We start from the raw sequence: 22,197 nt of genomic DNA, 5'->3' as shown, positions 1-22,197 counted from the left end.
TTCCCACCCGCCGGGTGGGGCGGTGGGGCGTCGCACTCATCCGCCCCGGTTACCGGCTCACTTGCCGGGATCGGGGGCGGCGCAGAGTTCGTTCTTGGGGCCGCAACTGTCCTGGGGTTGCGGCCCCTGGCCGCTGCCGGCGGGACCGGGTACTCCCCCGTCACCGTCGCGCGCCGGGCCGCCCGTGGCACCGAAGCGGACGTACCCGATCTCGCGGCCCTCGCCGATCACCATGCCGGCGGGGCCGACCGCGAGGGCGTTGGCGGAGGTCCGCAGCACGGCCAGTTCCCGACCGGTACGCGGATCGAGCGCCACCAGCCGGTTCGGCTTCTCGTCGGCGAGTACCGCCGCGTACTGGGTCAGCGCGGCACCCGTCTTCTGCCCGGCGGGCCGGTTCCACCTGGTCCGGTCGGTGCCGAGTTCCCGGCCGGAGACGGTCTCCCCGTCGGCGGTCCGCACCACGCCGTACCGGTCGTCGACGGCGAGTACCCGCTCCCCCTCGGCGGCCACCAGCAGCAGCCGTCCGTCGTAGCCGTCGAGAACCGTCTCCCGGCCGTCGGGCGCGACCCCGATCAGCACGTTGCGGGCACCGTACGGGTCCTCCCGCTGCACGCAGCCCGCGCTGTCGGCGGTCCGCAGGTTGATCCCGGACCGCCGCCACGCCTCCTGACCGGTGGCCGGGTCACGTCCGGTGATGGCGAAGTAGCAGTTGCCGTCCTGTGAGCGGGCGGCGACGTGCAGCAGACGCCCACCGATCACCGCCAGCCGCTCGTCCCGGCCGGGCTCGACGTTCTGCAACACCCGTCCGGTGGCGGTGTCGACCACGTGCACCCGGCCGTCGACCGGGAACCCGAGCAGCGGTGGCACCGACTCCGGGCCGGCCACCTCCTCATGGATGCGGTTGGCGCTGAGGCGACGGGTGTCCAGCAGGTTCGGGTTGTCGGCGAGCAGACCACTGCTGACGCCGGGCAGGAACGCCGTCCAGATCGGGGCGGTGCCGCGCGGATCCCAGGCGCTCAGTGTGCAGTCGGTGGCCTCCACGCACCGCGCGTCGAGCAGCATGTTCCGGTACGTCCAGACGGCCACCGCGTCGTCGTCGCGTCGGCGCGTCACACCGGTGCTGGGGTCGAGGACCTCGTACCCCTTGACCAGCAGTTTGCCCACGGCGACGACGGACTCCGGGCCGACGCCCGCGACCGCGCTCCAGTCGGCCTTGCGTTCCCAGAGCTGCGAGCCGGTGGCCAGGCTGCGGGCCTCGACGCGGGTGCGCTGCTCGACGACCACCGCCTCGCCGGCGATCGTGACGCTGCGCGGGGTGCCGCCGATGCGCTGCTGCCACTGCACGTCCGGGGAGGAGATGGGCTGACGCCGATTCACCCAGTCCCACATCGTGGGGAACGGATTCCACACTCCGGTCGCGGCGAGCGCCACCACCGCGGCCAGCCCGAGCAGCAGGCCGCCACGCACGCCGAGCCCGCTGCCCTTCGCCACCGGATCACGGTAGCCACCCGCGCTCTGAACCGCCCGCACCGCCCCGCGTGTCGTGAAAGGAAGGGCACCTTGTTAACGGCTCCGGTGGTAAAGGGGTCCCTTCCTAACTGCTCGCGGCGACCTCACACGGCCGCCTCACGCGGCGACCCGACGCGTGCGGCCCGTCGGGGCGAGCACCGGCCACAGGACCAACGTCGCCGTCGCCGACGCGGCACCGGCCAGCGCCATCACGAGGCCCGGCGCGAGCACCTCGCTGAGCGCGCCCGCGCCCGCCGCAGCCAACCCCTGCATCGCCATCATGCCGGTGCTGACCAGCCCGAACGCCTGCCCACGCCGCCCCTCGGGCACCGCGTCGAGGAACCGCCGGGCCAACCCGAGCTGGTAGGCGAAGCCCGCGGTGGCCACCGCGAACAGCGCCGCCGCCGGCACCAACGACGGCCGGGCCACGAACGCGAGCATCGGTACGCCGAGCAGCAGCGCGAGCCAGGGCGTCCACCGCTCCCGCCGGGCCGGTGCCACGAACCGCCCCACCAGCAGGTCACCGACGAGCATGCCGCCCGCACCGGCCATCAGCAGTACGCCCGCGCTGGCGCCCGGACCCAGGTCGGCCGCGTACGGCACGGCCACCCCCTCCGCGCCCACCAGCAGCGAACCGGGCAGCCACTGGGCGAGCAGCAGTCCCCGGATCCGGCGATCGGCGAGCAGGCTCCGGTTGACCCGCAGGGTCTCGCGTACCGCCCCGCGTGCCGGCTTGTCGGTCGTCGGGGCGTACTGGATGCGGGCCGGGCGTCGGGTGAGACCGACCCGCACCAACAGCGCCGAGAGCCCGCAGGTGACCGCGGTCAACCAGAGCGCACCGTACGGGCCGACCAGCCCGAGCAGCAGTCCGCCGACCGCGAACCCGGCCACCTGGGTCCCACCGGAGGCGACCGAGAGCAGCGAGCGCCCCAGCACGTACGCGTCGCCGTGCAGCACCTCGGGCAGAAGCGCGGTGCGGGCGGCGTTGCTGACCGGGCCGAACAGGGCCACCACCGCGACCAGCCCGAGCATGGCCGACGGGGACAGCGCTCCGACGGCGAGCACCGCCACCATGGCCATCCGGAGCAGGTCGTACCCGACCATCATGGCCCGGGCCGGCCACCGGTCGGCCAGCGCCAGCAGGAACACCCCGCCCAGGGCGTGCGGCAGGAACCCGGTCACGTACGCCAGGGCAGCCAGCAGTCCGGAGCCGGTGCGCTCGTAGACCAGCACGGACAGGGCGAGCATCTTCACCGTCTCGCCGATCATGAAGACGCTGAAACTCGCGAAGATCACCCGGAACTCGGCGACGGCGAAGACGTCCCGGAACGTCGCGGGCCGGTCGGCAGCAGCCTGAGCTGCGGTGGCACTGGTGCTGTTCACGTCGGCAAGCTTCGTGGTCCGGCCGGGCGGGCTCTATCCTTTCGCCAGGAGGCGAAAGGTCATGGGCATGCGGATCGAGGTGACCCCGGCCGACCTGGCGGCGAGCCGGTTCGCCATCTCGCCACTGGGTGAGACGGTCTCCGCGCTGCGGCTGCTGGCCGGGCTGAACAGCGCCCCCGGGCTCACCCCCTGGGTGGCCCGGCAACGGCCGGTGTACGAGCGACTACGGCGCGACCTGCCGGAGGTCGGTGCACTGCTGGCGCTGATGCGCCGGGGCGGCTACAACGCCGACTTCATCCATCCGCCACCGGCGGACACCGCCCAGGACTTCGCCGACGAACTGGCGGTGGTCCGGGCCACCCCGCTCGCCCAGGCGCGCGACGAACTGGCCCGCAACCTCGTCGCCCCGCACACCACACCCCCCGGGTACGCCCGCCGGATCTACCGGTCGCCGAACGTGGTGGATCTGCTCGCGGACGCGATCGAGGCGGCTTGGACGACGCTCGTACAGCCGGACTGGCCCCGCCTGCGGGCAGTGCTGGAACGCGACCTGCTGCACCGGGCGGGCCGGCTGCTCGCGTACGGCTGGGGTTCGGCGGTGGCGGACCTGGACCCCCGGATGCGCTGGGTGCCCGGCGGCGACGTGGGCACCATCGAGGTCGACGACCCGCACCAGGAGGAGACACACTCGCTGGCCGGGCGGGGCCTGCTCTTCGTACCCACCGTCTTCGGCATCCTGATCAAATACCTCGAACCGCCCTGGCCGTTCGCGATCGTCTACCCGGCCTACGGTGCGGCGGAACTGCTCGGACCGCCCGACCCGAGCCGCCCCGACGAGGTGCTGGACCGCCTGGTCGGACGGTCCCGGGCGGCGGTGCTGCGGGCGCTCGCCCTGCCCGCCACCACCAGTCAGCTCGTCGCCCAACTCGGGCTGAGCCTGGGCGGGGTGGGTGACCACCTGACCGTGCTGCGCGAGGCCGGCCTGGTCAGCCGGGTGCGTTCCGGCCGCGCCGTCCGCTACCGACGCACCCCGCTCGGCGACGCCCTCGCCGAACGCTGAGGATGCAAGGAAGGGTCCCTTCCTATACACCAGGCGTTAGCAGGGGTCCCCTCCTTACACAGCGGCGGAGCGGACCAGCGGGAGGACGCGGTACGGGATCTGCTCGGCGAGCGCGATGATCGTCGAGGCGCGGGTGATCCCCTCGTACGCCACGATCTGGTCGATGACCCGCTGGAGGTCGGTGTTCGAGCGGGCCACGATGCGGCAGAGCACGTCACCCGAGCCGGTGATGGTGTGCGCCTCCAGCACCTCGGGGATCGCCGCGAGGTGACGGGTCACCGGGTCGTGCCCGAGCCGCTGGCTGATCTCCAGCGTGACGAAGCTGGTCACCGTGAAACCGAGGGCGGCGGGCCCGAGGTCCGGCCCGAAACCGGTGATCACGCCCCGGCCGACCAGCTTGTCCATCCGGGCCTGGACGGTGCCCCGGGCGACCTGGAGTCGACGGGAGCACTCCAGCACACCGATCCGGGGTTCCGCCGCGAGCAGCTCGATCAGTCTGGCGTCCAACGCGTCGAGCTGTACAACCTGCCCAGGGTTCATGTGGAAACACCATACCGTTTGCGCAACCTGACCAGCGTAGGCGGAGTGTGTTGCCCAGTGAGCCCGGTCACCGCGATGCTCGCAGCAGCAGACGACCCCGTCGGCCCACGAGGCCGGCCGGTACGCAAGGGAGGCCACCACCATGACCCAGGCGATCGACCGACCCCAGTCGACCGAGGAGGTCGACGTCGACGCGCTCGTCGGCGCTGTCGACCACGACACCAGCAAGGACCCGTTCCCGGTCAAGGGCATGGATCACGTGCGCTTCCTGGTCGGCAACGCCAAGCAGGCCGCGCACTACTACTCCACCGCGTTCGGCATGACCTGCGTGGCCTACCGGGGCCCGGAGCAGGGCTACCGCGACCACGCCGAGTATGTGCTGACCAGCGGTTCGGCCCGGTTCGTGCTGACCGGCGCGGTACGGCCGGACGCCACCGGCACCGAGCACGTCGCCCGGCACAGTGACGGTGTCTCGGACATCGCGCTGGAGGTGCCGGACGTGGACGCCGCGTACGCGCACGCCACCGCGCAGGGCGCCACCGGGCTCGCGGAGCCGCACGACGTCACCGACGAGCACGGCAGCGTACGGCTGGCCGCCATCGCCACCTACGGCGACACCCGGCACACCCTGGTCGACCGTTCCCGGTACTCCGGCCCGTTCCTGCCCGGGTTCGTCGCCCGTAAGCCGATCGTGGACCGGCAGCCGATGATCGACGCCGGGGTGCAGCCGAAGCGCTTCTTCCAGGCGGTCGACCACGTGGTCGGCAACGTGGAGCTGGGCCGGATGGACGAGTGGGTCGAGTTCTACCGGCGGGTGATGGGCTTCACCAACATGGCGGAGTTCGTCGGCGACGACATCGCCACCGACTACTCGGCACTGATGAGCAAGGTCGTCGCGAACGGCACCCGGAAGGTGAAGTTCCCGCTCAACGAGCCGGCGATCGCCCGGAAGAAGTCGCAGATCGACGAGTACCTGGAGTTCTACCAGGGCCCGGGGGCCCAGCACATCGCCGTCGCCACCAACGACATCCTGGCCAGCGTCGACGCGATGCGCGCCGCCGGCGTGGACTTCCTGGAGACGCCGGACTCGTACTACGACGACCCGGAGCTGCGGGCCCGCATCGGCGAGGTGCGGGTGCCGATCGAGGAGCTGAAGTCCCGCAAGATCCTGGTCGACCGGGACGAGGACGGCTACCTGCTCCAGATCTTCACCAAGCCGGTGCAGGATCGCCCGACCGTCTTCTTCGAGCTGATCGAGCGGCACGGCTCGCTCGGTTTCGGCAAGGGCAACTTCAAGGCGCTCTTCGAGGCGATCGAGCGGGAGCAGGACAAGCGCGGCAACCTGTAACACTGTCCAGCGTGACCCAGCCTCCCGCGCACCCGTCGCCGGCCGGTGGGCCTACGCCCCCGGCCGGCGGCGCACCGCCGCCCCTCGGCCCGCCGCAACCGATTCCGCCCCAGTACACACCGCCGGGCCACTCGCCGCCCGGCTATCCGCCACCGCCCGGCTGGTCGGGTCCGCCTGGACCGCAGCAGCCGGGCGCGGGCTGGCCGGGTCCGCCCGGACCGCAGCCGCCGCCCGGCTGGACGCCGGGTGTGGCGCCACCGGTACTCGGACCGGGCGGGCAGCCGCTGGCCGGCTTCGGTGACCGGCTGGCCGCGTACATGATCGACTCGCTGGTCGCCGGTGCGGTGCTGCTGGTGTTCTTCGTGCCGGCCTTCCTCTACGTCTGGTTCCGGATGTTCAGCGCGTTGACCCGGACGAACCCGGACGGCACCCTGGTCGAACCGGACCCGGGGAACATCGTCACCAACTTCCTGCTGCCACTCCTGCTGCTCCAGGCTGGTCTCTTCGTGGCGATGTTCGCGCTGTACTGGGTCTACCACGTGGAGTATCTGATCCGGAACGGCGGGCAGAGCGTCGGCAAGCGGGTGATGAACCTGCGGGTGGTGATGCTCGACCCGACGCACGCCCTGGACCGCCGGGCGGCAGGTAGGCGGTACCTCGTGCAGTTCGTCGGCGGGTCCCTGGTGCCGGGCGGCAGCTACCTCGACGGGCTCTGGCAGTTGTGGGACAAGCCCTGGCAGCAGTGCCTCCACGACAAGTTCGCCGGGACCGTCGTCGTTAAGGTGTCGAGGTGAACGAGCGCAGCGAGGCCGCGACGTGAGCGTGGCACCCGGTTGGTACGTCGACCCCGCCGACCCCGAGACCCGCAGGTACTGGGACGGTGAGGGTTGGATCGGCGCGCCCATCCCGGTGGACGCCACCCCACCCGAGGGCCCACCCCCACCGGAACCCGAGCCGACGCCCGAACCCGCGCCGGCGACCCCGGCCGCCGGGCCCGGCTCGTCGACCGGCACACCCACCGAGCCGGGCCCGCAGACCACCTGGCCCGGCCAGCCCGGCGGCACACCCGGAGCACAGCCAGGCCAACTCGGCGGCACCACCGAACAACCCGGCGGCCACCCCGGACAGCAGCCGGGCTGGCCGCCCGGCTCGGGACCGCCGCCGGGCTGGCCGTATCCGACCTGGCCCGGTCAGCTACCCCCACCTCGGCCGCACGGGCTGCCGCTGGCCTCGTTCGGTGCCCGCTTCGGCGCCCGACTGATCGACTTCGGCATCGTCTTCCTGCTCAACGTGTTCGTCAACGGGATCTTCGTCTATTGGCTGGCGCAGGCGTACGCCACGCCGCTCAACGAGTTCTGGCGGCGGGTGGAGGCGCAGGACCGCACCACCGACCCACTGCCCCCGGCCGGGGACCAGGCCGGTTCGCTGGTGGTGGTGATCCTGCTGCTCGCCACCGCGCTGTGGTTGGCGTACGAGGTTCCGGCGATGGCGGCCAACGGGCAGACCTTCGGCAAGCGGCTGCTCCGGGTCAAGGCGGTGCCGGTCGAGGCGGACGCACCACTGGGCTTCGCCCGGGCCCTGCGCCGCTGGAACACGCTCGGCCTGCCCACCCTGCTCTGGTACTGCTGCGGCCTCGGCCTGGTGCTCCAGTTGATCGACTCACTCTCGCCGCTCTTCGACCACCCGCTACGGCAGGCCCTGCACGACAAGCGGGCGCAGACCGTGGTGGTCCAGCTTCCCCGCACCCCTGACGACCGCAGCCCCGACGACCGTGCCGACACATCGGGAGACACCCCATGACCGACACCGGACGACAGCCGGCACCCCGGTTGACCCGCGCCGACCTGGACGCACTGCCCAACTACGTACCCGGACGCAGCCCGGCCGACCTGGCCCGCGAGCTGGGTCTGCCCGAGGCCATCAAGCTGGCCAGCAACGAGGTGCCGTACGGCCCGCTCCCCGGGGTGGTGGAGGCGGTCGCCGAGGCGGTCGCCGGTGCGCACCGCTACCCGGACATGGGTGTCGTCGCGCTGCGTCAGGCGCTGGCCGACCGGTACGGCGTGAACCCGGACCGGATCGCGACCGGCTGCGGCTCGGTGGCGCTGGCCGAGCACCTGGTCCGGGCCACCTGCCTGCCCGGTGACGAGTTGGTCTACTCGTGGCGCTCCTTCGAGGCGTACCCGATCATCGCGGCGACCAGCGGCGCGACCAGCGTGCAGGTGCCCAACGCGGCCGGGCACGGGCACGACCTGCCCGCGATGGCCACGGCGGTGACCGACCGGACGCGGATGATCCTGGTCTGCAACCCGAACAACCCGACCGGTACGGCGGTCCGCCGGGCCGAGCTGGACCGTTTCCTGGACGCGGTACCGGACGACGTGCTGGTGGTCATCGACGAGGCGTACCGGGAGTTCGTCACGGACCCGGAGGTGCCGGACGGGTTGACCTACGCCGACCGGCCAAACGTGGCGGTGCTGCGCACCCTGTCCAAGGCATGGGGCCTGGCCGGTCTGCGGATCGGTTTCCTCGTCGCGCAGCCGCAGGTGGCGGCGGCGGTACGCAAGGTCGTCACGCCGTTCTCCACGAGCATGGCGGCGCAGGCGGGCGCGCTGGCCGCGTTGGCCCAGGCCGACGAGGTGCAGCGACGGTGTGCGCTGGTGGTGGCCGAGCGGGACCGGGTCACCGAGGCGCTGCGCAAGTTCGTCCCGGACGTGCCGAGCAGCCAGGCGAACTTCGTCTGGTTGCCGTTGGGCGAGCGGGCGGTGGCGTTCGGCAAGGCGTGCGAGTCGCGGGGCGTGATCGTCCGGCCGTTCGCGGGTGACGGGGTGCGCGTGACCATCGGTACTCCGGAGGAGAACGACGCCTTCCTGGCCGCCGCCGAGTCCGCGCTGGGCTGAGCCACGAGCGGTGCCGGGCCGGTCCGCCATCCCCCAGCGGACCGGCCCGGAAGCCCACCGAGAGCATACGTAACTTTTGTCCGATTTGCCCGAGACTCGCTAGCGCCCGCCGACTCAGGTCGCCGCCAGCACCAGCGGCTCCGAGGTGAGGAAGTAGCGCTGGTCGTCGGCGTCCGGGGCGGGCGGCGGCCGGAGCCGCTCCAGCGCCAGATAGCCCCCGCTCGCGTACGCCGCGCCAGGCGTCCAGCCGACCCCGTCGGCGCCCACGTTCAGCACGAAACGGGACCGTTCGGCACCGGTGGCCGGGTCGACGGTGATCAGGTCGTTGGTCTCGGTGACCAGGTGCACCCGGTCGGCCTGGACCGCCACGATCCGGACCGTCCCGAGGTCGGTGCGTCGCCAGACCTCCTCGCCGTCGCGGGCGGACCCGCCGGTGACCACGCCGTCCGCCGCCCGGACGACCCACTCGCCGGTCAGCTCGGCGTCGGACGGATCGAGCGCGGGCACGGCCACCGGGCCGTCGGCGGCCAGCAACCAGCCGCGTCCGCCGTCGTCGCTCGGACCGGTGACACGCAGACCACCGCAGCGGACGCCCTCGGTGACGCAACCGACCGGGGTGACGCTCCACTCGGCCGTGACACCCGGCGGCTGCCACCGGTCCACCAGCTCACCGCTGCGCACGTCGCGGAACTCGACCACCGCCGGGCCCGCACAGCGGTCCACCGCGGCGAACCGACCGGTCGAGGTGGTACCGACGTCGGTGCGGCATGCGCCGTCCACCTCCGTGGACCAGAGTTCCCGGCCATCGTCGAACGCGAAGGCGGCGAGGCGCTCCGGCCCGGACACCACGAGCGTCGGCGGGTCGCCGGTCCCGGTGTGGAACAGGCCCGCCGGGCTCCAGACCGCACCGGCGCCGGTGCGGCGCGCGGTCCACCCATCGGCGGGCGCCGGGCCGTCGACCTGCCAGGCCACCTGTCCGGTACGCGCGTCCAGCGCCACCAGCTTCCCGTCCGACCAGTGGCTCACCACCGTGGTCCCGGCCGCCACGACCCCGCTCACCTCGGCGGGCCAGCGCCGGTACGACCAGTACGGCGTGCCCCGGTGCCGGGCGTCCACCGGCCCGTCGGCGTACACCTGGCGCTGTGCCGCGTACACGCGGAGGCGCCCGTCGACGATCAACGGTGCCACCGGCAACCGGCCGACCACCCCGGCCTCCCGGACGGCGGCGGCCGGGTACTCACCCCGCGCGGTCGTGCTGACCTCGGCCGGAGCGAGTACGCGGTACGCGGTGATCGCGGTGACCGCGACCATGACCGCCACGGACACCACCGCCACGATCCGTCGCCGGCCCGTCGTCAACGCCATCCCGCACCTCCGACCGGCACCCTATCCAGCCGGGCTGAGTGCGCCGGGGGACGGTCCCGGCGGTACGGGCGGCACACCCACCGCCACCGGGCCGTCCCGGCACGGGAACGGCCGTGTCCCACGAGAACGGTACGGCGCTCGCGGAACACGGCCTACGGCGTCAGCGGGTGAAGTGCCCCGCCCGGATCGCGCCGACGAACGAGGTCCAGTCCGGCGGGCTGACCACCAGGACCGGCCCGGCCTGGTCCTTGGAGTCGCGTATGCCCACCACGCCGTGGACACGGGCCAGGTTGTCGGCCACCTCCACACAGAGTCCCTGGTCGTTCGAGCGGCTGCTGGTGCGCCAGACCGCGCCCACGAGTTCGTGCATCGTCATCTCCTCGGTTTGTGACGTGTCGCCAGTCGGGGCCGGGCCGACCGGAACGGGGGGCACCGGCCGGCCCGGCTCCTCGTGGCGACGCGATTCCGAGGTCATCAACGAAGTCGGTGACGGTCCTTGATCGCACATCGAGTGCGATCAAGGAATAGTGTCAAGTTGGGGTCAGTTGGCGGGCGTGACCGTGCCGGTGACCGCACCCAACTCGATGGTGCTGCCGTCCGGTCCGGGAGCGGTCGCGGTGATGGTCACCGTGTCCCCGTCGGCGAGGAAGGTTCGCTCCGCTCCGCCCACCACGACCGGCTCGGTGCCGCCCCAGGTGAGTTCCAGGAACGAGCCGACCTGGTCCCGCTGCGGACCGGAGACGGTGCCGGAGGCGTACAGATCGCCGGTACGCAGCGAGGCGCCGTTGACGGTCAGGTGCGCCAGTTGCTGGGCGGGCGTCCAGTACATGCCGGCGAACGGCGGCTCGCTGACCGCCTCGCCGTTCCAGTGCACGGTCAGCCGCAGGTCCAACCCCAGGCGGGACTCCTCGCGCAGGTAGTCGACCACCGGCGGGTCCTGTTCCGGAGCGGGCACGAAGGCGTGTCGCAACGCGTCCAGCGGGGTGATCCACGCGGCCACCGATGTGGCGAACGACTTGCCGAGGAAGGGCCCGAGCGGCTGGTACTCCCACGCCTGGATGTCCCGGGCGGACCAGTCGTTGACCAGCACCACCCCGAAGACGTGGTCGGCGAAGTCGGCGGCGGCGACCCGTCGGCCGAGCGGGCTCGGTACGCCCACCACGAACCCGACCTCGGCCTCGATGTCCAGGCGGGCGGACGCGCCGTAGACCGGCCCCTGCGGGCCGGGGCGCTGGCCGTGCGGGCGCACCACCGGGGTACCGGAGACCACCACCGTGCCAGCCCGGCCGTGGTAACCGATCGGCAGGTGCTTCCAGTTCGGCAGCAGCGGCGGCTGGCCCGGCCGGAAGATCAGTCCGACGTTCGAGGCGTGGTGCTCCGAGGAGTAGAAGTCGACGTAGTCGGCCACCTCGAAGGGCAGTTCCATCGTCACCTCGGCCAGCGAAACCAGCAGCGGTTCCACCGTCGCGCGATGGGTCTCCTCGGTGAGCAGCTCGGTGATCCGCTGGCGGGCGGCGGTCCACTGCGGGCGGCCCAGCGCCAGGAACGCGTTGAGCGTGGGCTGCCGCAACGCGCCACCGGCCAGCACCAGGCCGGCCTCCTCCGCGCCGGCAAGGTCCAGCACGAGGTCCCCGACGCGTACGCCGATCCGGGGCTCGCCGGAGCCCACCCGGAACACCCCGTACGGCAGGTGGTGCACCCCGTACCCGGAACTCTCGGCACCCGTCACCCAGCTCACGCCGCCCCTCCGTTCCACAGTGCCCACTCGCTCATCCCTCGAATCCTCCGTTCACCAGCCCGAGCCGGATCAGGTCGGTCAGTGGTTCGGTAATGCTGCACGAGCCGAAGCCCACCCAGAGTGGACGCGCCGAGTCCCGTCGTCCCTCGGTGCCCTGCACCAGCGGGCGCTCGTCGCGCACGGAGAGCAGCTCGGCGACGGCGTCCACCCCGGCTCCGTCGGCGGCGGCCAGCGTGGCGGTCAGCACGTTGCCGAAGCCGTGGTGGGTGAAGCCGGTCTCCGGATCCACCTGCCGCACCGCGTGGTGCAGCCCGGCGGTCAGCTTGAACGGCAGCTCGCGGTCCCGGCAGGCGCAGATCACCGCCGCCAGCTCGGCGGGAGTGGGGAACAGCTCGGCGGCGAGCCCGCCGGTGCGGAACTTCGCGGCGACCGGCAGCCCACCGGACCGCGCCTCGGCCAGCGCGTCCAGCGCCCCCATCAGCCCGAAGGTCAGCGGGATCTCCGCATAGACGGGGACGCCGTCCAGCCGGTCGGTCAGCGTCACCAGCTCGGCCAGGCCGGGCTGCGGGTCCTCACCGCGCCGGGCGACCGGTGCCTCGACCTGCCGGGCGGTCACGCCGAGCGGCGGCAGGAACGACAGCGCGAAGGGCAGGCGGTCCAGACCGGTGTCGCCGATCAACCCGATGGCGAGCCCGGGATCGACCAGGCCGTCCAGCTCGCCCGCGGTCACGGTGGAGGCCGGCAGCAGCAGCGGGCCGACGAGGTCGGCGTACCAGGCGGCGCGGTGCTGCCGGTGGGCGGCGAGGGCGTCGCGCAGCGACGCGCTGCCCGGCGGGAAGACGGCGGCGTCGTCGACGAGTCCGGTGACGAGCGCGGGAAGCTGCGTTGACACGAGACAAGAATGTACGGGACGCTCTAAGAAGCGGACAACAGCGTCCGATTATCGGACGCGCTGGTGACCGGGAGGCGAGATGCCGTACTACCGCAGCGTCGGCGAGGTGCCACGCAAGCGTCACACCCAGTTCCGGCAGCCCGACGGCAGCCTCTACACCGAGGAACTGATGGGCCAGGAGGGCTTCTCCTCCGACTCCTCCCTGCTCTACCACCGGTACGCGCCGACCGCGATCGTCGCCGCCGAGGAGTTCACCCCACCGGTGGTGACCCGGGTGCCCAACCTGCCGCTCAAGCCCCGGCACCTGCGGACCCACAAGCTCGACGGCACCGGGACCGACCCGGTCCTCGGACGGCACTACCTGCTCGCCAACGACGACGTCCGGATCGCGTACGTGCTGGCCGAACGGCCCTCCCCGCTGTTCCGGGACGCCACCGGCGACCACTGCCTCTACGTCGAGTCCGGGGCGCTGCGGGTCGAGTCGACCTTCGGGGTGCTGGACGTGACCGCCGGCGACTACGTGATCATCCCGACCTCCACGGTGCACCGTCTGGTGCCCACCGGTGACACGCCGACCCGGCTGCTCGCCGTCGAGGCGTCCGGTCACATCGGCCCGCCCAAGCGCTACCTCTCCGTACGCGGGCAGTTCCTGGAGCACTCGCCGTACTGCGAGCGCGACGTCCGGGGCCCGGACACGCCGCTGCTGGTCGACGGCACCGACGTGGACGTGCTGGTCCGCCACCGCCGGGGCTGGACGCGACACGTCTTCGCCAACCACCCGTTCGACGTGGTCGGGTGGGACGGGCACATGTACCCGTGGGCCTTCTCCATCCACGACTTCGAGCCGATCACCGGCCGCGTCCACCAGCCGCCACCGGTGCACCAGACCTTCCAGGGGCCGAACTTCGTGATCTGCTCGTTCGTCCCGCGCAAGGTCGACTACCACCCGGGCGCCATCCCGGTGCCGTACCACCACCACAACGTCGACTCCGACGAGATGCTCTTCTACACCGGCGGCAACTACGAGGCCCGGCGCGGCTCCGGCATCGAGCAGGGGTCCATCTCGCTGCACCCGTCCGGCTTCACGCACGGACCGCAGCCCGGCGCGGCGGAGCGCTCGATCGGGGTGGACTTCTTCGACGAGCTGGCGGTCATGGTCGACACCTTCCGGCCACTCGACCTGTGCGACGCGGCGAACGAGTGCGAGGACGACGCGTACGCCTGGACCTGGGCCCGCCGCCCCTGACCCGGGCCGCCGTACCCCAGCCGGTCAGGCGACCGGTCGGGTGACGATCGCGAGTTGCGCGGCCATCGCCACCCCGATCGCCAGCACCAGCGGCCACGGGGTGCCCAGCAGGGCGTAGAGCAGGATGAACACGGGTGCCACGCAGGCACCGTAGACGGCGAACGCGAGCGTCCGGTCGGTGCGCCGCAGCACCGGCAGCACGGTCCGGGTCAGCCCGGGCAGCCGCGACGCCTGCCGCCACACCACGAAGCCGCCGCCGGCCGCGGCCAGCACCGCCATCAGACGGGAGAAGCCGGGCCCGGTGGCGGCCGAACAGGCGACCATCACGGCGGCGATCACCGACCAGCCGGCGCCCCAGACGACAAGCTGCCGCAACGCCGCCGGCACGGTACGGTCGGCGACCGGACCGACCGGCCCCGCGCTGCCCCCCGGTGCGGCGAAGGGGTCAGCCCGGTACGCCTCGGCCGGTCCGCTCTCGGCGGGCCAGGCCGGCGGCTCGTCCCGCCCGTCGGCCGACCGCCCGGCGCTTGCCCCCGCCTGGTCCGCGCCGCCCTGGTCCGCGCTGGCCTGGTCCGATCCGCCCTGGTTCGTGCCGCTCTGACCGCCCAACGGCCGACCGGGGCCGCTCTGCCCCTCCGGCTGGCCCGTCCCGGGCCCGGTCGGGTTCTCCGGCCGACTCGTCCCGCTCTGGCCCGCCGTGGGCCAGCTCGGACCGCCGCTGGGCCAACTTGGGCCGCCGCTGGGCCAGCTCGGACCGCTCTGGCCAGCCGTCGGGCCGCCCGACCCACCCGGACCCGGTTTCCGCCCGTCCGAGGTGTCGTCCCGGAACTGGTCGAGACCGCTCAGGTCGTCCGGGACGGCGTCCGGCCGGTTCGGGTCGGTCCGTGACCCGTCCCGGCGGCCCGAATCGGGCGGCAGGCTCGCCACCGCCGCCTCCGCGAGCTGTTCCAGCGTGGCACTCCACCGGCGCTGCTCCAACCGCAGCACGCCGACGTCCCCGCTCACCTCGGCCAGGCGTGGGTCCAGCCGCAGCGCCTCCCGATAGGCACGCTCGGCCAGGTCGTACATCTGCATGTTGGCCGCGACCAGACCGAGCACCAGGTGCGCCTGCGGCTCCTCGGGTGCCAGCTCCACCCCGTGCCAGGCCGCGTTCAGCGCCGGCTGCCCGTTACGGGATCCGGCCAGGATCGCCGCCCCGCTGCGCTGCGCGTACGCGTCCTCCGGCCCCAGCGCCAGGATCTCGTCGGCGGTACGGGCAGCCTCGCCGTACCGTTCCAGGTCGCCCAGGGCCAGCCCCCGCACGACCAGTGGGGCGACCTGCCCCGGCGCCGCCGCGACGGCCGTCTCGGCGGCGGTGAGCGCCTCGGCCGGGCGGTCCGCGGCCAGGTGCACCCGGGCCAGCATCGTCGACGCCTCGACGGCGGCCGGATCGAGGGCGAGGGCGAAGCCCAGCTCGGCGGCGGCCTCGTCGTAGCGGCCCAGCTCGGCGAGGAGGGTGGCGCGCTCAAGGTAGCCGTCGGCGGTGGGCGGATCGGTGGGGACGTCGGCGGACATCGCGCGAGCCTAGCTCGCCTGCTCGTGGACCAGGGCGACCGCGATCCCGGCGAGCCCCTCGCCGCGCCCGGTGAAGCCCAGGCCGTCGGTGGTGGCGGCGGAGACGGTGACCGGTGCGCCGACCGCCTCGGAGAGCACCTGCTCGGCCTCCGCGCGCCGTGGGCCGATCTTCGGGCGTACGCCCACGACCTGGACCGACACGTTGCCGACGACGAAGCCGGCAGCCCGGACCCGACGGGCCGACTCGGCGAGCAGAGCCACCCCGCTGGCACCCGCCCACTCGGGCTGGTCCACGCCGAAGTTGGCACCCAGATCGCCCAGACCGGCGGCGGAGAGCAGCGCGTTGCAGGCGGCGTGGGCGGCGACGTCCGCGTCCGAGTGTCCGGCCAGGCCGTCCTGGTCGGGCCAGTGCAGGCCGGCGACCCAGCAGGGCCGACCGGCCTCGAAGGCGTGCACGTCGGTGCCGATGGCCACCCGAGGAACGATCATGAAACGAGGGTACGCGTCAGAGCCCGGCGGAGAGCAGGTGCTCGGCCAGCGCCAGGTCGAACGGCCGGGTGATCTTCAGAGCGTGGTCCGATCCGGGTACGCAGTACACCGGTACCCCCTGCTTCTCGACCAGCCCGGCGTCGTCGGTGAGCGGGTCACCGGCAGCGGCGTGCGCGGCGGTCAGCACCGCCCGGCGGAAGCCCTGCGGGGTCTGCACGGCCCGCAACGCGGCCCGGTCGACGGTGCCGAGCACCACCTCACCGGCGTCGACCTCCTTGATCGTGTCGACCACGGGCAGCACGGGGATCACCGCGTCGTGGCCGTCCCGGACCGCAGCGGCCACCGACTCCACCAGGGTCGACGGGGTCAACGCGCGGGCCGCGTCGTGCACCAGGACGATCTCGGGGCCCTCCGGCACGGCGGCCAGGGCGGCGGCCACCGACGCCTGCCGTTCCGCCCCGCCCGGCACCACCGTCACCGGCGCGACCGGGGCGAGCAGGTCGCGCACCGCCGGGACGTCGGCGACCGGTGCGGCCACCACGATGGTGCGCACCGACGGAGCGGCGGCGAGCCGGCGGACCGCGTGCACCAGCAGCGGCTCGCCGGCCAGCAGCCGTAGCGCCTTCGGACGGCCCGGCCCCAGGCGTACGCCGGCACCGGCCGCAGGCACGAGGACCGCGACGTCACCGCGCGGATTAAGCTGCGCGGTCACGTCGCGGTCCTCGATGGTTTCTTCGCTACGAAGTGGGTACGACGATGCTGTGCGGACTAGGCCTCGGTCAGCACCTTGTCGAGCAGCGTCTCCGCCTCGTCCTTGGTGCTCTTCTCGGCCAGCGCGACCTCGCCGACGAGAATGTCGCGAGCCTTGGCGAGCATCCGCTTCTCACCTGCGGACAGCCCACGCTCCCGCTCCCGGCGCCACAGGTCACGCACGACCTCGGCCACCTTCAGCGGGTTGCCGGAGGCCAGCTTCTCCAGATTTGCCTTGTAACGCCGCGACCAGTTGGTCGGCTCCTCGGTGTGCGGAGCCCGGAGAACGTCGAAGACCTTGCCGAGACCCTCTTCGCCGACCACCTCGCGCACACCCACGATCTCGGCGTTCTCAGCGGGCACCCGGACCGTCAGGTCACCCTGCGCGACCCTCAGGACGAGGTACTGCTTGGGCTCGCCCTTGATGACCCGAGTCTCGATTGCCTCGATGAGTGCGGCCCCGTGGTGGGGGTAAACAACGGTCTCGCCGACACTGAAAACCATAGGTTCGAAACCCCTTTCGCTGTGTCTAGGGTAACACGCTCAGGCACCGATGTCTCACCGCTGTCCTGACCGTTGGCGCAGCTCAGGGGCCCTGTGAGAGGTATTTCTTCGGCTTGACAGACCACCCAAACAATGATTCGACCACGCTGCGTAATCAGAAGATGACCCCCGGACATCGTCCGGCGAGAGCCATCGAAGATCACGATTGGCATTGCACGTCAGGGCCTACGCCACCCGCCCCATGATATCCCGCCGTTGCGGAGTGTGGGCAGCGGTAGCGCGACCCGGGCCTGGTACGGGACGCTGGAGGGGTGCCCGCGTACCCGCATCCGCGAGGGTCGGGACCGACCGGCGACAGGGCGGTCCCACCGCCGGTCGCCCTGAGGGGGTGGTGATGGGCAAGGCCGACGCCGACGGTCCCGGGTTACCCGACCTGCCGCCCGAGTGGGGCCGGGTGGTCGTCCCCGACGACGCCGCCGCCCTCGCGAACGAGGCCGAGCAGGTACGCCGTGAGCTGCACGGCCCCACCGCCGGACGAGCCCGGCGGTGGCGTTCGTCCGCGTTGCCGGTGCTCGCGCTGCTGCTCGCGGTCGTGGCGACGGTCGCCGGCCTGGCCGCTGGCACCTGGCCCCGCGCCGGCCGCTCCCCCGGGCCGACCACCGGCACTCCCGACCCGGCACCGATCCGCCTCACCGGACGACCGTTGCCCGCCCTGGACCTGGTCGACGGTGGGCAGTCCCCGGTGCCGCTGCGCGGCCTGGTGCCGACCGTGGTGCTGCTGGTCGACGGGTGCGCCTGCCCGGAGCGGGTCGCCGAGGCAGCGACGGCGGCACCGGCCGGAGTGAGCGTGGTCACCGTCGCCGCCGCCCGTCCTCGGGCCGCACCGGCCGGCACCGAGGTCCGCGCGCTGGCCGATCCGGCCGGTGGCCTCCGCGACTTCCTGCACCTGCCGGCCCGCCCGGACACCGTGACCGCCCTGCTCGCCGACCGCACCGGCCGGATCGTCCTGGTCGTGCCCGAGGTCGGCTCTCTCGCCGACTACCAGGCCGAACTCGCCCGCCTGGCGGGCTGACCGCGCCTCGCGGAGCTGGACGGTGAGCCGGTGGCCGGGCCCGACCCGGCCACCGCCGCGACACCCGGCCTGGCCGGTCTGACCGATCTCAGGACTGAGCGATCAGGCGGGCCACCAGTTGGGCCTGCGCCGCCTCGCCGGGATAGAACGTGACCCGCAGCGGCCCACCGGCACCGGTGATCCCGATCGTCGACAGCGCCCCCGTGCACTCGACCCGGTGTGGGTAGAACGCACCCCGGGCACCGTCGACGGCGACGCTGACCTCGCCCGAACCGGTGCAGTTGACGAGCAACGTCAACTGGTCGCCGTCGGCGACCCGAGCCCTGCGGACCACGGGCTCGCCCGCCCGCAACGTCGATCGGTCGATCCACACCACGTTGCCGCCGCCGGCCCGCCGCCGGCCCGGCTCTCCGGTCTCCGGAACGCTGACGTCACCCGAACCCGCCCCGGCCAGCACGCGTCTCCTGCCGTCGCGTGTTTCGAACACGAGCGAGGAACCGGTGGCCGGATCCACCCAGAACGACGCGCCGGTCGCCGCATCCACCCGGAATGTCGCCGTCGCCTCTGGTCGGGGCGAGTCGGTACCGCGATACTGCCGGGTCCAGCCACCGGTGAGCGGATCCACCTGCCAGCCGCTCGCCTGGGGGACGCTGCTGGATGTCGGCCCGGCCGGTGCGGTCGCCTGCCACCAACCGCCACCGGCAGCGAGCGCCACCACCGCCACACCGGCGAGCAGGGCGCCTCGGAGCCGATGGACGGGATCGTCACGCATGCCGAGAAGAGTAGTTGCCCGAGCGGCTCAGGACGGCGCGATCAGGCGGGCCTCCAGTTGCAGCGGCTCCGCACCTGCGGTGGAGAACGAGATGCGTACCGGGCCGCCGGTGCCGGTCACCTCCGTCGTGGCCGCCGCACCGTCGCAGCCGATCGTGATCGGGTCCGCCGCCCGCGCTCCGTCGACCGTCACCAACAGGTCTCCCGGCCCGATGCACCGGAAGCGGAGCCGGAACGACTCGCCGTACCCGATCGGGGCCCGTCGGACCACCGACGCGCCCTCGCTGAGCTTCGTCGACTCGGTCCAGACCACATTGCGGACCTCCGCCCGCCCTGGGCTCCGATGGTCGGCACTGGACGACGCGTCCGCCGTGCCGCCGGGCGGCCCGTACCCGCCGCCGGGATGCGCCGAGACGACGGCACCGCTTCGTCCGTCGAGTACGACGCTGGTCCTGATGCCGGGCTCCATCCGCCACGTCGTCGCCGACCACGGGCCGTCGCCGGGACCGATCGGCGCCGGGGCCGGTGTCGGTGCCTGCGCCTGCCACCACCAGCCTCCGAGCGCCAGCGCGACCGCACCGATCCCGGCGAGCAGAGCGCCGCGCAGCCGATGAACCGGATCGACGTGCATGAGTTCCAGGGTAGCCGCCCGCGCGATCAGACGTGCCGTTCCAGCAGGACCGCGTAGAGGGTCAGCCCGGGTCCGAACGCGAGCATCAGCACCCGGCGAGGCGACGGCGCGGCCCGCAGCAGACGGTCGAGGATCAGCAGCACCGTCGGGGACGAGCAGTTGCCGTGCTCGTCCAGCGTCGCCCGGGACGCCGCCAACCCGGTCGGCGGCAGCTCCAGTTCGCGCTCCACCACGTTCAGGATGCGCGGCCCGCCCGGGTGCACCGCCCAGCCGTCCACCCCGGACACCGTGGCGCCGTGCCGGGCCAGCAGGCCCTCCACCAGCCCGCGTACGTGGGTCGACAGCACCTGCGGCACCTTCGGCGAGAGCCCCATCCGGAATCCGGTGTCGGTCACGTCCCACGTCATGTGGTCGGCCGTGGAGGTGTCGGTGACCGAGGTGACCTCGCGTACCGCGTACCCCCGGCCGCCGGGCATGATCACGGCGGCGACCGCGGCGTCCGAGAAGAGCGCGTGGGAGACGATCTGCTGGGTGTCCACCCGGGCCGACGAGGGTTGCAGGTGCAGGCTGGTCAACTCGGCGCAGAGCAGCAACGCCGGGCGTCCCCGGGAGACCACGAAGTCACTCGCCGCGCCCAGCCCCGGCAGGGCCGCGTAACAGCCCATGTGGCCGACGAACATCCGCTGCGTCGTCGAGGACATGCCCAGGTCACGAGCGAGCAGGATGTCCAGCCCCGGGGTGGCGTACCCGGTGCAGGAGCAGACCACGAAGAGACCGACGTCCCCGGCGTCCAGCCCGGCCGAGGTCAGCGCACGACCGACCGCCTCCTTGCCCAGCGGCAACGCCTCCACCTGGTAGCGGCGCATCCGCCGCTCGGTCGGCCAGTCCGAGACGTCCTCGATCAGCGGACTCACCGCCGCCTGCCGGCGGGTCACCCCCGAGTTCGCGAAGATCCGTTCGGCGAGCGCACGAGTACTGCCGGAGTAGTGCCGGGAGAAGAACCGCTCCCAGAGTTCCTGCTGGTCGGCCGAGGGCGGATGAGCCGTACCCACACCCGCGATCACCGGTACGGTCACCGTCCCACCTTCCGCTCGCTCGGGCTCCCCACGCTCACCAACGAGGAGCCGACCCGTCACGGTCCGGGTCACCGCCGAGCGCGGCGATGCCCAACCAGTCGGCGCAGACGTCGGAGGTGGCCGGGTGCAGCGACCCGCAACGGGCGTCCCGGTAGAGGCGCTCCAACGGGTGGCCGCGCCGGGTGGCGGACGTGCCGGCCGCCTCCAGCATGGACGCGGCCACCTCCGCCGCGGTCGTACCGGCCAGCAGCTTGGCCCGCCACACCCAACGGTTCGTCTCGGCGTCGCCCGGTGCCTCGTCCACCCGGCGGGCCGCCTCGGCGACCGTGAGCCGCGCCGCCGCCACCGCGGCGTCGGCCCGCCCCAACCGGGCGCGGACCGCCGGCAGGTGCGTCAGACCTCGGGCGTTCAGGTGTTCCGCCGCCGCGTCGATCGACGCCTGTGCCACCCCGACGTAGACGGCGGCGTAGCTGGCCACCAGCCAGTGCGGCATGAGCTGGGCGACCACCAGGGCCAGGCCCTCGACCCCGCCGAGCAGCCGATCGGCCGGCACGGTGACGTCCAGGTGCAGGTCGTGCGAGGAGGTCGCGCGCATGCCGAGCGCGTCCCAGGTCGGCTCGACGGTCAGCCCCGCACCGGCCGGCACCAGGAACTGCGAGACCACCGACGGGTCGGCCGCGCTGCGGGCCGCCACCAGGTAGCCGTCGGCGTGGCCGGCGCCCGAGCAGAAGGTCTTGCTGCCCTTGATCCGCCATCCGCCGTCGACCGGCTCGTAGACGGTGGCGAGCTGGGACAACCGGGCACCGGCGCCGCGCTCGCTCATCGCGACCGCGTACCACGCCCCCTCGGCCGCCGCCCGCAGCAACCGGTCGCGGGCGGCGAGCGCCTCGTCCGGTACGCCCAACGCCTCGGCCAGTTCCTCGGTGACCGCACCCAGGGCGCCGGTGACCGAGGCGTGCATGTTGAACACCAGAGCCGTGGCACCGTTGCCCCGGGCCAGCTCGGTGGCGACGGCCGCGTACCCGGCGAACGTCGCCCCGGCGCCGCCCAGCTCGGCGGGGACCATCAGCCCGAACAGCCCGGCCGCACCGAGATCGGCGAAGTCGTCCACCGGGAACGACCCGTCCCGGTCGTGCCCGGCCGCCCGGGCCGCCAGCCGGGGCGCCAGCCGCCGCGCGGCGTCCAACACCGACCGCACGCTCATGCCGGCACTCCGCTGCGCTGCGTACCGCCACGAGACACCCACACACTGAGCCGATGACTCGCTCGCTGGCGCCCGCTCATGCCGGCACTCCGCTGCGCTGCGTACCGCCACGAGACACCCACACACTGAGCCGATGACTCGCTCGCTGGCGCCCGCTCATGCCGGCAC

Annotated in this window: 21 protein-coding genes and 1 pseudogene; 7 read left to right on the top strand and 15 right to left on the bottom strand. The window is 73.1% G+C overall.

The window, feature by feature from the left end; all coding sequences use genetic code 11:
* Positions 1-57 precede the first annotated feature (57 nt).
* Both ACIBMZ_RS00910 and ACIBMZ_RS00905 read right to left on the bottom strand, forming a co-directional pair.
* Positions 58-1,491: a PQQ-binding-like beta-propeller repeat protein gene (locus tag ACIBMZ_RS00910; RefSeq protein ID WP_396689868.1), complete on the bottom strand. Its 1,434-nt coding sequence runs from the start codon at positions 1,489-1,491 to the stop codon at positions 58-60.
* A gap of 135 nt (positions 1,492-1,626) precedes the next feature.
* Entirely contained in the window at positions 1,627-2,892 is a 1,266-nt protein-coding gene (locus ACIBMZ_RS00905) for an MFS transporter (protein WP_396689866.1), read from the bottom strand.
* A gap of 67 nt (positions 2,893-2,959) precedes the next feature.
* Between ACIBMZ_RS00905 and ACIBMZ_RS00900 the strand changes: the two genes are divergently transcribed.
* Positions 2,960-3,952 carry a helix-turn-helix domain-containing protein gene (locus tag ACIBMZ_RS00900; protein WP_396689865.1) on the top strand — a complete coding sequence of 331 codons (993 nt, stop codon included), beginning with the start codon at positions 2,960-2,962 and terminating at the stop codon, positions 3,950-3,952.
* Between the two features lie 54 nt (positions 3,953-4,006).
* Here ACIBMZ_RS00900 and ACIBMZ_RS00895 read toward each other — a convergent pair whose 3' ends face one another.
* Positions 4,007-4,492 (bottom strand): Lrp/AsnC family transcriptional regulator, encoded by a 486-nt coding sequence (locus tag ACIBMZ_RS00895; protein ID WP_396689863.1) that lies wholly within the window; start codon positions 4,490-4,492, stop codon positions 4,007-4,009.
* 142 nt (positions 4,493-4,634) lie between these two features.
* On the opposite strand from ACIBMZ_RS00895, the gene hppD reads away from it, so the two are divergent.
* Genes hppD through hisC form a run of 4 tightly spaced genes read left to right on the top strand, consistent with a single transcriptional unit; the run spans position 4,635 to position 8,737 of the window.
* Positions 4,635-5,840, top strand: a complete 1,206-nt coding sequence (gene hppD, locus ACIBMZ_RS00890; protein ID WP_396689862.1) for a 4-hydroxyphenylpyruvate dioxygenase — start codon at positions 4,635-4,637, stop codon at positions 5,838-5,840.
* 11 nt (positions 5,841-5,851) lie between these two features.
* Positions 5,852-6,634: an RDD family protein gene (locus tag ACIBMZ_RS00885; RefSeq protein ID WP_396689860.1), complete on the top strand. Its 783-nt coding sequence runs from the start codon at positions 5,852-5,854 to the stop codon at positions 6,632-6,634.
* A 22-nt stretch (positions 6,635-6,656) separates the two neighbouring features.
* A complete protein-coding gene (locus ACIBMZ_RS00880) occupies positions 6,657-7,640 on the top strand; it encodes an RDD family protein (RefSeq protein WP_396689858.1) in 984 nt (327 codons plus the stop codon).
* Positions 7,637-8,737, top strand: a complete 1,101-nt coding sequence (gene hisC / locus ACIBMZ_RS00875; protein ID WP_396689856.1) for a histidinol-phosphate transaminase — start codon at positions 7,637-7,639, stop codon at positions 8,735-8,737. The genes ACIBMZ_RS00880 and hisC overlap by 4 nt, the downstream gene beginning before the upstream one ends.
* 114 nt (positions 8,738-8,851) lie before the next feature.
* Here hisC and ACIBMZ_RS00870 read toward each other — a convergent pair whose 3' ends face one another.
* From ACIBMZ_RS00870 to ACIBMZ_RS00855, 4 genes are all read right to left on the bottom strand, one after another.
* Entirely contained in the window at positions 8,852-10,102 is a 1,251-nt protein-coding gene (locus ACIBMZ_RS00870; protein WP_396689855.1) for a PQQ-binding-like beta-propeller repeat protein, read from the bottom strand.
* Positions 10,103-10,262: 160 nt separating this feature from the next.
* Entirely contained in the window at positions 10,263-10,472 is a 210-nt protein-coding gene (locus tag ACIBMZ_RS00865; RefSeq protein WP_131054730.1) for a DUF397 domain-containing protein, read from the bottom strand.
* 171 nt (positions 10,473-10,643) lie between these two features.
* Positions 10,644-11,840, bottom strand: coding sequence for a fumarylacetoacetase (gene fahA / locus ACIBMZ_RS00860; RefSeq protein WP_396689853.1), 1,197 nt, complete (start codon positions 11,838-11,840; stop codon positions 10,644-10,646).
* A 31-nt stretch (positions 11,841-11,871) separates the two neighbouring features.
* Positions 11,872-12,732, bottom strand: coding sequence for a hypothetical protein (locus tag ACIBMZ_RS00855; RefSeq protein ID WP_396689851.1), 861 nt, complete (start codon positions 12,730-12,732; stop codon positions 11,872-11,874).
* Positions 12,733-12,811: 79 nt separating this feature from the next.
* Between ACIBMZ_RS00855 and ACIBMZ_RS00850 the strand changes: the two genes are divergently transcribed.
* Positions 12,812-13,978 (top strand): homogentisate 1,2-dioxygenase, encoded by a 1,167-nt coding sequence (locus ACIBMZ_RS00850; RefSeq protein WP_396689849.1) that lies wholly within the window; start codon positions 12,812-12,814, stop codon positions 13,976-13,978.
* Positions 13,979-14,857: 879 nt separating this feature from the next.
* On the opposite strand, the pseudogene ACIBMZ_RS00845 reads toward ACIBMZ_RS00850, so the two are convergent.
* The 4 genes and pseudogenes from ACIBMZ_RS00845 to ACIBMZ_RS00830 form a co-directional block, all read right to left on the bottom strand.
* A pseudogene (locus ACIBMZ_RS00845) lies at positions 14,858-15,532 on the bottom strand (tetratricopeptide repeat protein); the annotation flags it as partial.
* 9 nt (positions 15,533-15,541) lie between these two features.
* Positions 15,542-16,021 (bottom strand): 2-C-methyl-D-erythritol 2,4-cyclodiphosphate synthase, encoded by a 480-nt coding sequence (ispF, locus tag ACIBMZ_RS00840; protein WP_396689847.1) that lies wholly within the window; start codon positions 16,019-16,021, stop codon positions 15,542-15,544.
* A gap of 16 nt (positions 16,022-16,037) precedes the next feature.
* Positions 16,038-16,733 carry a 2-C-methyl-D-erythritol 4-phosphate cytidylyltransferase gene (ispD, locus tag ACIBMZ_RS00835; RefSeq protein ID WP_396689845.1) on the bottom strand — a complete coding sequence of 232 codons (696 nt, stop codon included), beginning with the start codon at positions 16,731-16,733 and terminating at the stop codon, positions 16,038-16,040.
* Positions 16,734-16,789: 56 nt separating this feature from the next.
* Positions 16,790-17,275 (bottom strand): CarD family transcriptional regulator, encoded by a 486-nt coding sequence (locus tag ACIBMZ_RS00830; protein WP_007073334.1) that lies wholly within the window; start codon positions 17,273-17,275, stop codon positions 16,790-16,792.
* Positions 17,276-17,669: 394 nt separating this feature from the next.
* Between ACIBMZ_RS00830 and ACIBMZ_RS00825 the strand changes: the two genes are divergently transcribed.
* Positions 17,670-18,347 (top strand): hypothetical protein, encoded by a 678-nt coding sequence (locus ACIBMZ_RS00825; protein WP_396689842.1) that lies wholly within the window; start codon positions 17,670-17,672, stop codon positions 18,345-18,347.
* A gap of 88 nt (positions 18,348-18,435) precedes the next feature.
* On the opposite strand, the gene ACIBMZ_RS00820 is transcribed toward ACIBMZ_RS00825, so the two are convergent.
* Genes ACIBMZ_RS00820 through ACIBMZ_RS00805 form a run of 4 tightly spaced genes read right to left on the bottom strand, consistent with a single transcriptional unit; the run spans position 18,436 to position 22,029 of the window.
* The gene (locus tag ACIBMZ_RS00820; protein ID WP_396689841.1) at positions 18,436-19,119 is read right to left on the bottom strand and encodes a hypothetical protein; all 684 of its coding nucleotides are present in this window, start codon (positions 19,117-19,119) and stop codon (positions 18,436-18,438) included.
* A gap of 27 nt (positions 19,120-19,146) precedes the next feature.
* The gene (locus ACIBMZ_RS00815; RefSeq protein ID WP_396689839.1) at positions 19,147-19,749 is read right to left on the bottom strand and encodes a hypothetical protein; all 603 of its coding nucleotides are present in this window, start codon (positions 19,747-19,749) and stop codon (positions 19,147-19,149) included.
* A 26-nt stretch (positions 19,750-19,775) separates the two neighbouring features.
* Positions 19,776-20,825 (bottom strand): type III polyketide synthase, encoded by a 1,050-nt coding sequence (locus ACIBMZ_RS00810; RefSeq protein ID WP_396689838.1) that lies wholly within the window; start codon positions 20,823-20,825, stop codon positions 19,776-19,778.
* Between the two features lie 34 nt (positions 20,826-20,859).
* Positions 20,860-22,029 carry an acyl-CoA dehydrogenase family protein gene (locus ACIBMZ_RS00805; RefSeq protein WP_396689836.1) on the bottom strand — a complete coding sequence of 390 codons (1,170 nt, stop codon included), beginning with the start codon at positions 22,027-22,029 and terminating at the stop codon, positions 20,860-20,862.
* Positions 22,030-22,197 lie beyond the last annotated feature (168 nt).

Origin of the sequence: Micromonospora sp. NPDC049900 (genome assembly GCF_044461025.1) — a bacterium.
GTDB lineage: Bacteria > Actinomycetota > Actinomycetes > Mycobacteriales > Micromonosporaceae > Micromonospora.
Note: the sequence above shows the minus strand (reverse complement) of the source record. Positions and strands in the feature narration are given on the sequence as shown.

Bases quoted from the DNA above. Each gene is read 5' to 3' on its own strand.
- ACIBMZ_RS00900 (WP_396689865.1), top strand. From the start codon at position 2,960: ATGCGGATCGAGGTGACCCCGGCCGACCTGGCGGCGAGCCGGTTCGCC.
- ACIBMZ_RS00895 (WP_396689863.1), bottom strand. From the start codon at position 4,492: ATGAACCCTGGGCAGGTTGTACAGCTCGACGCGTTGGACGCCAGACTG.
- hppD (WP_396689862.1), top strand. From the start codon at position 4,635: ATGACCCAGGCGATCGACCGACCCCAGTCGACCGAGGAGGTCGACGTC.
- hisC (WP_396689856.1), top strand. From the start codon at position 7,637: ATGACCGACACCGGACGACAGCCGGCACCCCGGTTGACCCGCGCCGAC.
- ACIBMZ_RS00870 (WP_396689855.1), bottom strand. From the start codon at position 10,102: ATGGCGTTGACGACGGGCCGGCGACGGATCGTGGCGGTGGTGTCCGTG.
- ACIBMZ_RS00865 (WP_131054730.1), bottom strand. From the start codon at position 10,472: ATGCACGAACTCGTGGGCGCGGTCTGGCGCACCAGCAGCCGCTCGAAC.
- ACIBMZ_RS00850 (WP_396689849.1), top strand. From the start codon at position 12,812: ATGCCGTACTACCGCAGCGTCGGCGAGGTGCCACGCAAGCGTCACACC.
- ispF (WP_396689847.1), bottom strand. From the start codon at position 16,021: ATGATCGTTCCTCGGGTGGCCATCGGCACCGACGTGCACGCCTTCGAG.
- ACIBMZ_RS00830 (WP_007073334.1), bottom strand. From the start codon at position 17,275: ATGGTTTTCAGTGTCGGCGAGACCGTTGTTTACCCCCACCACGGGGCC.
- ACIBMZ_RS00825 (WP_396689842.1), top strand. From the start codon at position 17,670: ATGGGCAAGGCCGACGCCGACGGTCCCGGGTTACCCGACCTGCCGCCC.
- ACIBMZ_RS00820 (WP_396689841.1), bottom strand. From the start codon at position 19,119: ATGCGTGACGATCCCGTCCATCGGCTCCGAGGCGCCCTGCTCGCCGGT.
- ACIBMZ_RS00815 (WP_396689839.1), bottom strand. From the start codon at position 19,749: ATGCACGTCGATCCGGTTCATCGGCTGCGCGGCGCTCTGCTCGCCGGG.
- ACIBMZ_RS00805 (WP_396689836.1), bottom strand. From the start codon at position 22,029: ATGAGCGTGCGGTCGGTGTTGGACGCCGCGCGGCGGCTGGCGCCCCGG.